Below are 13097 nucleotides of genomic sequence, written 5' to 3'. Positions count from 1 at the left end.
ACCGTCTCTCCGATGCGTCTCAACCGTCTCTCCGGTCCGTCCCCGCCGTCTCCAGCGTCCCAACAACAACCTCAGCTGCGCCGGTGAAGGGCGTTCTAAGGTTTACTGTCTGCCTCCGCAAGAAGAAAAACACAAAATGTGCAATTTTTTTGCCGATCACGATTTTACCTATATTTATCAAACATCTAACCCGGACCATCCGCCACAATAGACCCCACCTCTGGGGCGCTCCATATGCAGGAACATACCAATACCCCCGGCCCGATACGGCGCCAACACCAGATATAGTAAGGTAACATGGCGCGCCCACAACAGCGCCGACTCGGATCGGGGCGGGCGATTCACACTGCGCGAGGGAAAACCCGCGATTCTGCGGCGGGTGAGACCACTTCAAAGTCTTGCGCATCGCCGCCGGATACGTTCAGGTCGCACAAAGCCTCCGACGCGGAACGATGATGACCCAAGCCGATCCCTTTCCCCTGATGCGCCCTGTCGGTCTTGATGGCCTGCTGATCACGTTTGCCGACACCATGACCGAACCCTCGAACCGCGCGGCACTGGCCTTTCGGGGCGCGGTTGAGGAACTGCAGATGGACGGTGTGCTTGAGACCTCGGCCTCGCTGGCGTCGGCTTATATGAGGTTCGATCCGCTCAGGCTGCCTCATGCCGAAGCCGAGGCCCGGATTACCCAGCTGCTGGACAGTCGCGACTGGTACAACGCGCCCCTGCCCGCCGGGCGGCGGTTCTGGCGGGTGCCGACGGTTTACGGCACCGATCTTGCGCCGCAGCTTGAGGACGCCGCAGCCGCCGCCGGGCTTACACCTGCGCAGGCCATCGAACGGCTGAGCCAGACGCGAGTGCGGGTTCTGACCATCGGCTTTGCGCCGGGGCAGCCCTATCTTGGCCCTTTGGGCCCTGAGTTTAACATTCCGCGCCTCAAGGAACTGACGCCGATGGTGCCCGAGGGGGCTCTGGTGCTAGCGATCTCGCAATTCGTGCTGTTCTCGGGGCCAACGCCGACCGGGTGGCGGCATGTGGGCCAGACCGCATTTCGCTGCTTTCGGCCCGATATGGAGCAGAGCTTTGCGCTCAACCCCGGGGATGAGATGCAGTTCATCCCCGTCTCGCGCAATGCGCTGGACGAGATCCGAGCAACCTGCACCGATGGCACCGGCGGCGCGCGTTGTGAGGAGATCGCGTCATGACCCTGATCGTCCACCGCATCGGCCCGGCCTGCACTATTCAGGATCACGGGCGCACCGGGTATCTGGCTCAGGGGCTGTCGCGCTCGGGGGCGACGGATGTTCTGGCCTTGCACGAAGGGGCGGCGTTGCTGGGGCAGAGCCCGGATTGCGCTGCACTGGAAATGGCGGGGATGGGCGGTACCTTCGAGGCGACCGCCCCGACAGCCATAGCGCTGACGGGCGCGCGGATGCAGGCCAGCATCGATGGCAGCCCCGTGATGTGGAACGCCTCGCATCAGATGGAGGCCGGGCAGCGGCTGGAGATTGGATCGGTGCTGCAGGGCGGCTATGGGTATCTGCATCTGGGCGGCGGGATTGAGGCCGAGATGGTGCTGGGCTCCCGTTCGGCACATCTAACCGCCAGAATCGGGCGCGCGGTGCAGGTAGGGGATACCTTGCCCGCGGTCGGAACCGGCAAAACGGGCCTGAAGTTGCGGGCAGACGACCGGTTCTCGGGCGGGCTGCTGCGGATGGTGGCCAGTTTTCAGACGTCATTGTTTGATGACGAAACGCTGACACGTTTCACGGACACCGATTTCCGACGCGGCGCGCGGGCCAACCGGATGGGGATGCAGTTGGAAAGCAAAGGCGAGGGGTTTGCCGCAAAGGGTCAGCTCAACATCCTGTCCGAGGTTATCACCCCCGGTGATATCCAGATGACCGGCACCGGCGCGCCCTTCATCCTGCTTCCCGAATGCCAGACCACCGGGGGCTATCCCCGCATCGCAACCGTCCTGCCCTGCGACCTGCCCCGCGCGGCGCAGACGCCCGCGGGCGGGCAGGTGCGGTTTCAGTTCGTCTCGCTGGACCAAGCCATCGCTTTGCAGGCTGCGTTTGACGCCGAACTCGCGCGTCTGCCGGGCCGCGTCGAGCCTCTGGTTCGCGACCCCCATGACATCCCCGACCTTCTGTCCTACCAATTGATCAGCGGAATGATCTCTGCCACCGAATAAGGAGTTACGCCCATGCCTCACGTCGATCTGAACGCCGATATGGGCGAAAGCTTTGGCCCGTGGAAGATGGGCGATGATGCAAGCCTGCTAAAGATCATCACCTCGGCCAATATCGCCTGCGGCTTTCATGCGGGTGACCCGGATGTGATGGCGCAGACCATGGCTCTGGCGGCTGAAAACGGTGTGGGGATCGGCGCGCATCCCGGGTTTCCCGATCTGCAGGGGTTTGGGCGACGCAATATGAAGGTGCCCCATGACAGCTTGCGCAATCTGGTGCGTTACCAATTGGGCGCGGCGATGGGCATGGCTAAGGCGGTCGGCACCGAAGTACGTCACCTGAAGCTGCACGGGGCGCTGGCCAATATGTGTTCGGTCGATATCGACATGGCGCGGGCCTGTTATCAGGGTGCATTGGACGTGGACCCGGACATCATCATCATGGTGCTCGCCGTCACCAAACAGGAAGAGGCGGTGCGCGAGCTGGGCTGCAATTGGGTGGGCGAGATCTTTGCCGACCGCGCTTATAACGACGACGGCACTCTGGTGGACCGGTCCCTGCCCGGCGCGGTGATCCATGACCCGGCGCTGGCGGGTCCGCGTATCCTGAACATGGTCAAAGAAGGCGCTATCATCACTGAATCCGGCAAGCGGTTGGAGACCTCGATCGACACGATCTGCCTGCACGGCGACGGCCCCACGGCGGTTCAGATCGCCCGGTCCGTGCGCGAAAACCTGATCGACGGCGGTGTCGAGGTCACCAAATTCATCCGCTGATCATCCGGGCCTAACCTGCGCGCCCCATGTCCGGGGTGTTGCCCGGGCAGGCCCAAGCGCCTAGCATGGGGCCAAGTGCATGTTCTGACTGCCACAAATCTGCGCATGGAGATGAGCCAATGTCATTCGACCTGATGTCCTATGAACCCCGGGGCGACAAGAAGAACTCGGACTTTTTCACCGAATACCTGCCGAGGATTTACGAGCGCCGCACCAGTTCAGGCATCGCCGATCAGGTCGGTGCGATGCGCGCGATTGTCATCCAGGTCGAACCCGGCTCGCTGTTTGACACGCTGGTCGAGCTATATGTGATGACGCCCTACCGCCACACGGCCAGCTATCTGGGGCGGACGCACAAGTTCTCAGTCCTGCATTCGCATCCCGACTACCCGGCGCTGATCGTGATGGCCCCGCTCAGCCCCGCGTTCGAGGATTTCATCCCCCGCATCAACCGCATGTACCCGCTGGCGCGCAGTACACCGCAGACGCGCTATGTGGGCGAGATTTACGGGGCCTCCGATCTGAAGGCGCTGACCGGGGCACTGGAGGATCAGAATATTCGGTTCGAATATTCTGGGGACACCGAAAACCCGTTCTATACGCTGGAGGGATTCCGCTTCACCACTCCGTCGGATTTCACCTGCAATCGCGTTGGCTATTCCACGCATGATTTCAACGACACCGACAGTCTGGGTCTGGGCGACCGGGTGCTGCTAAGCGATGCCGAGCAAGCCCGGCTCGATCAGGCCGCCGCCTTTGGCGCAGACAGCAAGATTGCGCCGCTGATGCTGGGCATCGACCATCTGGCAACCCGCGTGCTGGCGGGGGAACGCGAGGACGCGATCCTCGAATTTCTGACCATGGTGCCCTATTACTTCTGGGGGGCGTACAACATCTTCGACATGAATTCGTCGACCAACGTGAACCGCAACGCGAATGTGGATGACGACAAGAAATCGCCTGCCAAGGTGTTCACGGCGAACAACACGCCCTCGTTCGTGAATTCCTTCGCCAAGCTGCCGATGCCCACCGAGGATTTCGTGCGCAATTTCGGGCGCCGCCTGCATCATATGGCGGTTGAGATTCAGGACGGCGATCATGGAGCAGGTGAGAAGAACGTCGATTTCGTGGTCAATACACTCAAGGACAAAGGCGTGCCGTTCCTCGCGCATGTCGTGGGCGAGTGCAAAGACGATCCGAACCTGAAACAGATCTTCTCGAAACACTCGAAACATACGCTGCTAATCACCGAGTATATCGAGCGGTGTCACCACTATGACGGCTTCTTCACCAAGGACAATGTCGCCGCCCTGACCGCTGCTGCCGGGCAGGATGAGCAATACCAGCATGGTCATGTGTTCGACTGATCAGACATAAAAAATGGGCTGCGAGAGTATCGCAGCCCAGGCCCATCCAGGAGAGAATATGCCGGGTCTTATGACGGCCCGATCATGAAACAGGTGACATTCCGCGCCTGCAGCCTGCGGCAGGCCAGATCGGCCTGTTCGCGGGTCATGCCCTGAAATGTCGCATCAAAGCCGCGCGCGCTCTGGTTCACTTTGCGCAGCGTGCCTTCCAGCGTCGTCATTTCCGACAGGGCGGTTTTCAACAGAATCTTTTCGGCCTCGTATCGCGTGGTATAGCGACCCACATTCACGCCCCACAGATGCCCGCCGGATGTGGACAGGCGGGTGACAACCTCGGGCTCGGGTTCGGGCTGCGGAGCAGGTTGGGCCGAGGCCAGAACAACCTCGTCGGGCCGCGCTTCGGGGCGGGTTGCATCGGAAGGTGCAATATCCGCCGCGGCGATGGCTGCGGCGATGCCGTCCTTGATCCGCGCGCCGTTCTTCTCGGCGGTATCTGCCACCGAACCGGCAACCTGTACTGCCGGGGCGGGACGCAGCACCGGGCGCAGGCTGGACTTGGGCGGACCAGCTTGCGCGACCTGAACGGTCCCGCCGATGCCGGTATTCCCTGCATAGGCTGGCCGTGCTGGTTTACGGATCGGCGCACGCGAGGGGGCACGGCGGAAACCCATATCCAGCAGTTCAGCAACGCGCGCATTGCGCGAGGCACCCGATTTGCCGCCAAAGACGGTGGCGATGATGCGTTCATCCTTGCGCTTGGCCGAGGCCACAAGGTTGAAACCAGCCGCGCGGGTATACCCTGTCTTGATCCCGTCCGCGCCGCGATAGGCGGCCAGCAGACGGCGGTTGGTGTTGGGCACCGTCTTGATCCCGGCATGAGTCGATTGGCGCGAGAACAGGTTGTAGTATTGCGGGTAATCATACAGCAGATGACGGCCCAGCGTGGTCATGTCGCGCGCGGTCGACAGGTGGCCCGACTCGGTCAGGCCATGGGCATTCTTGAAGGTGGTGCGGCTCATCCCCATCGCCTTGGCGGTGCGGGTCATGCGGCGCGCGAATGCCGCCTCGGACCCGCTGAGCGTGATGCCGATGGCCGTAGCCGCGTCATTGGCCGACTTCACAGCCGCTGCGCGGATCAGATAGCGGAATGCAATTGTCTGTCCCGCCCGAAGACCCAGTTTCGAGGGCGGCTCGGCCGCGGCTGCCTTGGTGATGCGGACCTGCGTGTCCAGCGTGATCTCACCATTCCGGACCGCCTCAAACGCGATATACAGCGTCATCATCTTGGTCAGCGAGGCCGGGTGCAGCCGCGAATCCGCATTGCGCGAATGCAGCACCTCACCGGTGCGCGCGTCGATCACCATGGCCGCATAGGGGGCCGCGATGCCGGGAAGTGGTGCAAAAGAAAGCAACCACAGAAATGCTATAAGGAATAAGCCCATTCGGGCCGGAACTGTCCGCCGAATCTGCACGATCTTTGCCTCTGTCTGCCTCGCGCCGCCGGGTTTTCCCGGTCAGCAATTCTTATTGTAATATCGTTCAGGCTAGCACAGAGACGCCCTTAAAGAAACTGAAAGCTGCGTGACCGGGGATCATATTTCTCGCCCGCGCAACCCTATATCTGGTGGGTTAAAACGCGACACACACAATACCAGCGATTGCGCCAAAATTCAGGCAGGCGACACCTTCGATTTTCGGGAAACTGCGGCGAAACGGCAACAGGTCAGGAAATCCCGCCCACCAGCGCCGCCAGATCACCCAGATCGCGCAACTCGCGGAACCGGGGATTCGTCTCCGGCGCTTCGGCCTGCTCGATCTCCCAAACCAGCCCATGGGGCACATGCACCCCCCAGCACCCGGCCTGGATCGGGGCCACCACATCCGAACGCATTGAATTGCCCACCATCATCGACGCCGCCGGGCCATCCCCGTGCTGCGTGAAAATCGTGCTGTAGGTCTGTGCGGTTTTCTCCGAGACGATCTCGACCCCGTCAAACAGCTCTCCCAACCCCGATTGCGCCAGCTTGCGCTCCTGATCAATCAGATCGCCCTTGGTGATCAGCAGAACCCGGTGCGTCGCGGCCACCGCCTCAATCGCCTCGCGGGCGTGGGGCAGCAATTCGATGGGATGGGCCAGCATCTCTTGCCCCGCTTCGATCAACTGGCGGATCACCTGCGCCGGAACCCGGTCCTCGGTCACTTCGATGGCGGTTTCGATCATCGACAAGGTAAAGCCTTTGATCCCGTAGCCATAGTGCCGGATGTTGCGCTTTTCAGCGACCAACAGGCGTTCCATCAGATGATCCCGCTCGGCATGATCGGCCAGCAGCGCGGCAAAGTGATCCTGTGTCAGTTGAAAGAACCGCTCGTTATGCCACAATGTATCATCGGCATCGAACCCGATTGTGGTCAGTTTGTCCTGCATCGCAATTCCGACTCGTTGCTCTTTTCTCTGGCCATGGTGACGTTATATAAGCCCTCAAACAAACCCGAAGCATGAATCGGATTCTCATACAGCAATGCGTGAACACCAGTGGATCATGTCTGACAAGGACGATCAGGACGACGACACGTCGGTCCTGCTGCAAACGCGTCCCAAGACCAAGCGCCCGCCGCTTTATAAGGTGCTGCTGCTGAATGACGACTATACGCCGATGGAGTTTGTGGTGCATGTGCTGGAACGCTTTTTCGGCATGACCCACGCACAGGCGTTCGAGATCATGCTGACCGTGCACAAGAAAGGTGTCGCGGTGGTTGGCGTCTTCAGCCATGAAATTGCCGAGACCAAGGTCGGACAGGTGATGGACTTCGCCCGCCGCCATCAGCACCCGCTGCAATGCACCATGGAACGCGAAGAATAACGCGCGGCTATGTCTCCTCGCCTTGATCTTGCCTTGAACAGCGGGCTTTGCCTGTCGCAACCGCTGAGCGTGCTGGCCCCGACAATTGATCACGACCTGTCGGACCTGCCGCACGAGACGCAGGTGGTGCAACCGTTCAAGCCGTTTCATGATCATTTCGCCGCCCAAGGTTTTGACGCGACGCCCGAAGCGGATGCGCCCTGTCAGGATGTCATCGTCTTTCTGCCTCGCGCCAAGGCACTGGCCCGGGCGCTGGTGCATCAGGCTTGCACCCGCGCCAGCGGCGTGGTCGTGGTAGACGGGGCCAAAACCGATGGCGTCGACAGCCTGCTGAAAGACATCCGCAAACGGGTTGCGGTCGAAGGGCCGATCTCGAAGGCGCATGGCAAGATTTTCTGGTTCCAATCCAACGCCGAGGCCTTTGCCGACTGGGCCGCGCCCAAGGCCCAAATGGTCGACGGCTTCCGCACCGCACCGGGCGTGTTTTCCGCTGATGGTGTCGATCCGGCCTCAGCCCTGCTGCTGAAGTCGCTGCCCGCCAAACGCGGCACCCGCATCGCCGATCTGGGCGCGGGCTGGGGATTTCTGTCCGCCAACCTAGCCCATGACAAGCTGCACACCCTGCATCTGGTCGAGGCCGACCACACCGCCCTCACCTGCGCCCGCACCAATGTCACCGATCCGCGCGCGCAGTTCCACTGGGCCGACGCCACCACATGGACCGCGCCCGAGCCGCTGGACATGGTGGTCATGAACCCGCCCTTCCACACCAGCCGCAGCGCCGATCCGGCACTGGGTCAAGGCTTTATCGCCAGCGCTGCACGCAATCTGACCCGCAATGGCAGCCTCTGGATGGTTGCCAACCGCCATCTGCCCTACGAGGCGACGTTGGCCGAGACTTTCGCCCGCGTCGAGGAGATCGCCGGGGACAACCGGTTCAAGGTCTTCCATGCCTCTCGCCCTCGGGCGTAACCCCCGCTAACCTGCGCCAGACCTCAGGAGGATTCGCATGTCGTTTTCCATCGCGGGCAAGACCGCAATCGTTACCGGCGGCGCCAGCGGCATCGGGCTGGCCATCGGGCGGCACTTTGCCGACGCAGGCGCCAACGTCATGTTCGCCGATATGGACGAAAAACGTCTGGCCGAAGAACTGGGCGAACAGGCCGACGACAGCAACATCCGCTATTTCGCGGGCGACCTGCGCGAGAAGCTGACGATTGCCAACCTGCTTTCGGCGACGCTGGATGCGTTCGATCAGGTTGATATCCTGATCAACGGCGCGCGGCAGGTGATCCCTTCGGACCCGCTGGACGCCGACGATGATTCAGTGCGCACGCTGTTGAACCAGAACCTGATGCCTGCGCTGCGGCTTAGCCAGGTGGTGGCCAAGCGGTTCATCAAGCAGGCAGGGGACAACGATGAGCACCCTGCGGGCTCGATCATCAACCTGTCGTCGATTGCCGCCCGGCGCACCCATCCCGACCTGATGGCCTATTCCGTGTCGACCGCCGCGCTGGACCAGATGACCCGGTCGTTGGCCGTGGCGCTGGCCCCAAACCGCATCCGCGTAAATTCCATCGCTCTGGGCTCGGTCATGAGCGCCTCGCTGCAATCCACCCTGAAAGAAAACCGCGACTTCCGCGACGATATCGAGAAACACACGCCGCTGGCCCGCATCGCCGCCCCGAACGAACTGGTCGAAACCGCACAATTCCTAGCCTCTGACGCGGCGGGTTTCATGACCGGGCAGATCCTGACCATCGACGGTGGCCGCACCCTGCTGGACCCCGTCGCAGCCCCGGCGCATTGATCCCGATGTTTGACACCGAAAAATCCACCGCCTCCGCCTGGTTTCGCCAGTTGCGCGATGAAATCGTCACGGCCTTCGAAGCGCTGGAGGACAGCCACGATACCGGACCCTTCTCGGACGCCAAAGCGGGCCGGTTCGAGGTCAAGGAAACCACGCGGCAATCCGACGATGTCTCGGACGCGGGCGGTGGGCTGATGTCGGTGATGCGCGGGGGCCGCGTGTTCGAGAAAGTGGGCGTCAACGTCTCGACCGTCTACGGCACGCTGGGTGATCGCGCGCAGGCCGCGATGGCGGCGCGCAAGGGCATTCCGGGGATGAAGGATGACCCACGCTTCTGGGCCTCGGGCATCAGTCTTGTGGCACATATGCAGAACCCGCACGTGCCTGCGGTCCACATGAACACGCGTATGTTCTGGACCCCTCATGCGTGGTGGTTCGGTGGCGGCTCTGACCTGAACCCCTGCATCGAATATGACGCCGATACCGCCCATTTCCACGCCACCCAAAAGGCCCATCTGGACCCGCACGGACCGGGCCACTACCCGCGCCTCAAGGATTGGGCGGATGAGTATTTCTATATCCCCCACCGCAAACGCGCGCGCGGTGTGGGCGGCATCTTCATGGATGACTACTGCACCGGCGATTGGCAGGCGGATTTCGCCCTGACGCAGGATATTGGCCGCGCCTTCCTGCCCGCCTTTCTGCCGCTGGTCGAAACGCGCCGGGTGCAGGGCTTCTCGGACGATGACAAGAACACCCAGCTTGTTCATCGCGGGCTCTATGCCGAATACAATCTGGTCTATGACCGGGGCACGAAATTCGGGCTGGAAACCGGCCATGACCCGGATGCGGTGCTCATGAGCCTGCCGCCGCTGGCGAAATGGGTCTGAGCCTCAGAACCCGAAATCCAGCAGGTTGTCATAGCAATACCCCTGCGCCGTCGCGGCGGTCATATTGGCCCCGACAGTCTTGACCGTGACCGAATAGGTCTCGGACGTATCGCCCCCCTCGGGCGGCGTCAGCGAAAACTGCACGGTCCGCACCCCCCGCTCATAGGGTTTCGAGATATAGATACGTTGCGTGGCCGAGGTCCGCAGGGTGCGGATTGCGTAGTCTCCGATCCCGCACCAATAGGCGACGGGGGCCGAGGTCCCGCTGGCCGAAACCTCATAAGTGCCGTCCTGCAAAGGTGTCACCGTGGTCTTGAACCCGGGACGCAAACCGACGCCAAAGCCCGCCGCCTGCACCACAACAGGGGTCAGAGCCATCAGGAACAGGCAGGCTGGTTTCAGAAATCGCATATCCATACACCTCTTACGCGCCATATCCCCTGGCGGGCAACGCCCGAGGCAGGCCATTGACCTAACATGACAATATAAACGGCCCCAACGCAACGTCCATGCTGCGGGGCCGGGCGGCGTCAGGGCAGGTCGACCCGCCCGCCCACATCCTGCGGGGCCAGCGCCACGGTCTTGATCACCGCATGGCACGGGCCGCCGATCTGCAACCCCAGCGCCGCGACCGAGCGGCGCGTCATCCGCGCCAGGACCACACCTGCCGGGGTACGCACAGACACGATGGCCCCCGGCCCCCCCCCTGACCGGATCGCCTCGACGGTGCCCGCAAGGATGTTCAGCGCCGAAAGACCCTCGGGCTTGCGATTGGACAGGATCACATCCTGTGCCGGGATGCGGATGCGCAGCGCGTCGCCCACCCGGTGCGGCAGGCGCGGCAGGAACAGGCGGGTGCCGCTCGCGTCGATCTCGCTCAAACCGTCATCGTGATGGCGGACGACCCGCGCCTGCAGAAGCGCCCCCACCGCCCGGATACCCGCCGGGGCCACTGACGGGTCGGCCAGCACCTCGGACGCCGGGCCATGGCGCACGGCGCGCCCATCCTGCAGCGCCACGACCGAGGTGGCCAGCCGCGCGACCTCGGCTGCCGAATGGGTCACATACAGGATCGGGACCGAGACCTCATCCCGCAGCCGTTCGAAATAGGGCAGGATCTCGGCCTTGCGCGCATCGTCCAGCGCCGCCAAGGGCTCATCCGCCAGAATAAGGCGCGGGCTGGCCAGCAGCGCGCGGCCAATAGCGACGCGCTGTTTTTCACCCCCCGACAGCATCGCAGGGCGGCGGTCCAGCAGATGACCGATGCCTAGCATCTCGATCACCCGATCCGGTTTTTCACGCTGCGCCTCCCGCGGCGCGAACCAGCGGCCATAGTTCAGGTTCTGGCGTACGGTCAGATGCGGGAACAGGCGGCCTTCCTGAAAGATATAGCCCAGACGCCGCCGATGCGGCGGCAACCATGCCCCCCGGTCGGTGTCGAACAGAACCCAGTCATCGACCGCGACGCGCCCAGCCTCGGGTCGCAACAGCCCCGCGACCGCGTTCACCACTGTGGTCTTGCCTGAGCCCGAGCGCCCGAACAGGACCGTCACACCCGATGGCGCATCGAAATCCAATTCCAGCGCGATCCCAGGCAGCTGGTGTTGCAGGCGGACAGACAAGCTCATGACCCTGCCACCCGATCCGCCACGCGGCGACCCACATATTCCGACAGCAGAAGCGCGCCCATGGCGATGATGATCGAGATGACCACGAGACGCGTCGCCGCTGCCTCGCCGCCCGGTACTTGCAGAAACGCGTATACGGCTGAAGGCAGCGTCTGCGTCTGGCCCGGGATGTTCGAGACAAAGGTGATGGTCGCCCCGAACTCTCCCATCGCCTTGGCGAAGGCCAGAATGGCCCCTGCGATCACCCCGGGCAGGATCATAGGCAGCGTCACGGTTGCAAAAACCATCAGGCGCGAGGCGCCCAGCGTGGCCCCGGCCTGTTCCAGCTTGGGGTCCACCGCCTCAATCGACAGCCGGATGGCACGCACCATCAGAGGGAATGCCATGATCCCGGCAGCCAGCGCCGCGCCGGTCCAGCGAAAGGCAAAGACAATGCCCAACTCGGCCAGCGGCCCGCCCAACGGCCCCTGAATGCCGAAGGTCAAAAGAAGCAGATAACCGGTCACCACCGGCGGCAGGATCAGCGGCAAATGCACCAGACCGTTCAACACCTGCCGCCCTGGAAACCGCCAGCGCGCCAGCGCATAGGCCACGAAAATCCCAAACGGCAGCGTCACCAGCGTCGCCCAGAAGGACACACGCAGCGACAGGCGCAGGGCTTCTATTTCTGCCGGTCCCAGCCAGCCCATCGCTTTAACCTTCGGGCAGGGAGAAACCCTGCCTCAGAAATTCCGCCCGCGCCCCGTCCGATTGCAGATAGGCCAGAAACGCCGGAGCCTCTGGCTTCGCAGATACGGTCAGAGATGCCGGATAAATGATCGGAGGATGCTGATCCGCCGGGATGTCCCCGATCACCGCCACCCGATCCTCGGCCCGCGCGTCCGAACGGTAGACAATCCCCAACGGGGCCGCGCCCGCCGCAACCAGCGCCAGCGCCGCGCGTACGTTGTCCGTCTGCGCGATCTGGCCCTGCACATCATCCCACAGACCCAGCCCCTGCAGCGCCGCCTTGCCGTAAATCCCCGCAGGCACCGCATCCACCAGCGCCATGGCCAGATAGCCGTCGCCCAGCCGGGTGGTCAGATCGAAACCCGACCCGACCTCGGCGTGTTGCGCGCCCGGCGCGCCAATCAGGACCAGCCCGTTGCCCAAAAGATCGACGCGCGAACCGGACTCAAGCAGACCCTCTTGCTCAAGCACATCCATCCAATCCTCATTGGCCGAGATAAACAGATCCGCCGGAGCCCCCGCCTGTATCTGCCGCGCCAGCACCGACGAAGCCGCGTATGATACCGTAACCTTGTGCCCGGTCTCGGCCTCGTACCCGGGCGCGATCGCATCCAGCGCGGTCTTGAGGCTGGAGGCCGCGAAGACCAGAACGCCCTCGGCCCGAACCGGGACGGCCAGCAGCGTGCAAAAGGCCAGGGCTGCGATCAGACAGCGCATCTTGTGCCTCCGGTTCAGAGGGTTGCAATCCCTCTGGGCATATCGGAGGCGGCACGGGGCAGGCAAGGCCCTTTGCCTGCCCGACCGGCGATGCGACCCCAACGGCACGCAATTGTGTCGCAAT

Annotated in this window: 14 protein-coding genes; 8 read left to right on the top strand and 6 right to left on the bottom strand. The window is 63.0% G+C overall.

The annotated features are described in order from the left end of the window. The first annotated feature begins 455 nt into the window (after positions 1 to 455). From ACR0J1_RS11980 to ACR0J1_RS11965, 4 genes are all read left to right on the top strand, one after another. Entirely contained in the window at positions 456 to 1205 is a 750-nt protein-coding gene (locus ACR0J1_RS11980) for a 5-oxoprolinase subunit B family protein (RefSeq protein WP_480733041.1), read from the top strand. Next, complete coding sequence (locus ACR0J1_RS11975; RefSeq protein ID WP_480733040.1) at positions 1202 to 2197, top strand: 5-oxoprolinase subunit C family protein; 996 nt, start codon at positions 1202 to 1204, stop codon at positions 2195 to 2197. The genes ACR0J1_RS11980 and ACR0J1_RS11975 overlap by 4 nt, the downstream gene beginning before the upstream one ends. Before the next feature lie 12 nt (positions 2198 to 2209). Continuing rightward, positions 2210 to 2971 carry a LamB/YcsF family protein gene (locus ACR0J1_RS11970; protein ID WP_480733038.1) on the top strand — a complete coding sequence of 254 codons (762 nt, stop codon included), beginning with the start codon at positions 2210 to 2212 and terminating at the stop codon, positions 2969 to 2971. Positions 2972 to 3090: 119 nt separating this feature from the next. Further along, positions 3091 to 4338 carry a hypothetical protein gene (locus ACR0J1_RS11965; RefSeq protein WP_480733037.1) on the top strand — a complete coding sequence of 416 codons (1248 nt, stop codon included), beginning with the start codon at positions 3091 to 3093 and terminating at the stop codon, positions 4336 to 4338. Between the two features lie 68 nt (positions 4339 to 4406). On the opposite strand, the gene ACR0J1_RS11960 is transcribed toward ACR0J1_RS11965, so the two are convergent. Further along, the gene (locus ACR0J1_RS11960; RefSeq protein WP_480733036.1) at positions 4407 to 5780 is read right to left on the bottom strand and encodes a D-alanyl-D-alanine carboxypeptidase family protein; all 1374 of its coding nucleotides are present in this window, start codon (positions 5778 to 5780) and stop codon (positions 4407 to 4409) included. 281 nt (positions 5781 to 6061) lie between these two features. Next, a complete protein-coding gene (locus ACR0J1_RS11955) occupies positions 6062 to 6763 on the bottom strand; it encodes an HAD family hydrolase (protein WP_480733035.1) in 702 nt (233 codons plus the stop codon). Between the two features lie 94 nt (positions 6764 to 6857). Between ACR0J1_RS11955 and clpS the strand changes: the two genes are divergently transcribed. The 4 genes from clpS to hemF are packed head-to-tail and all read left to right on the top strand — an operon-like array spanning position 6858 to position 9899. Next, a complete protein-coding gene (gene clpS / locus ACR0J1_RS11950) occupies positions 6858 to 7199 on the top strand; it encodes an ATP-dependent Clp protease adapter ClpS (protein WP_480534657.1) in 342 nt (113 codons plus the stop codon). Between the two features lie 9 nt (positions 7200 to 7208). Continuing rightward, the gene (locus ACR0J1_RS11945; protein WP_480733034.1) at positions 7209 to 8171 is read left to right on the top strand and encodes a class I SAM-dependent methyltransferase; all 963 of its coding nucleotides are present in this window, start codon (positions 7209 to 7211) and stop codon (positions 8169 to 8171) included. A 37-nt stretch (positions 8172 to 8208) separates the two neighbouring features. Then, on the top strand, positions 8209 to 9009 hold the full coding sequence (locus ACR0J1_RS11940; RefSeq protein ID WP_480534661.1) for an SDR family NAD(P)-dependent oxidoreductase: 801 nt from the start codon (positions 8209 to 8211) through the stop codon (positions 9007 to 9009). A 5-nt stretch (positions 9010 to 9014) separates the two neighbouring features. Then, positions 9015 to 9899 carry an oxygen-dependent coproporphyrinogen oxidase gene (gene hemF / locus ACR0J1_RS11935; protein WP_480733033.1) on the top strand — a complete coding sequence of 295 codons (885 nt, stop codon included), beginning with the start codon at positions 9015 to 9017 and terminating at the stop codon, positions 9897 to 9899. A 3-nt stretch (positions 9900 to 9902) separates the two neighbouring features. On the opposite strand, the gene ACR0J1_RS11930 is transcribed toward hemF, so the two are convergent. The 4 genes from ACR0J1_RS11930 to modA all read right to left on the bottom strand — a co-directional run bounded on the left by ACR0J1_RS11930 (position 9903) and on the right by modA (position 12973). Continuing rightward, positions 9903 to 10310: a hypothetical protein gene (locus tag ACR0J1_RS11930; protein ID WP_480733032.1), complete on the bottom strand. Its 408-nt coding sequence runs from the start codon at positions 10308 to 10310 to the stop codon at positions 9903 to 9905. Positions 10311 to 10429: 119 nt separating this feature from the next. Beyond that, entirely contained in the window at positions 10430 to 11527 is a 1098-nt protein-coding gene (modC, locus tag ACR0J1_RS11925) for a molybdenum ABC transporter ATP-binding protein (protein WP_480733031.1), read from the bottom strand. Continuing rightward, positions 11524 to 12216, bottom strand: coding sequence for a molybdate ABC transporter permease subunit (modB, locus tag ACR0J1_RS11920; protein ID WP_480733030.1), 693 nt, complete (start codon positions 12214 to 12216; stop codon positions 11524 to 11526). The genes modC and modB overlap by 4 nt, the downstream gene beginning before the upstream one ends. A gap of 4 nt (positions 12217 to 12220) precedes the next feature. Further along, complete coding sequence (gene modA, locus ACR0J1_RS11915; protein ID WP_480733029.1) at positions 12221 to 12973, bottom strand: molybdate ABC transporter substrate-binding protein; 753 nt, start codon at positions 12971 to 12973, stop codon at positions 12221 to 12223. Positions 12974 to 13097 lie beyond the last annotated feature (124 nt).

Source organism: Ruegeria sp. CJ3 (assembly GCF_056536725.1).
This window is presented reverse-complemented; position numbering and strand designations above follow the sequence as displayed.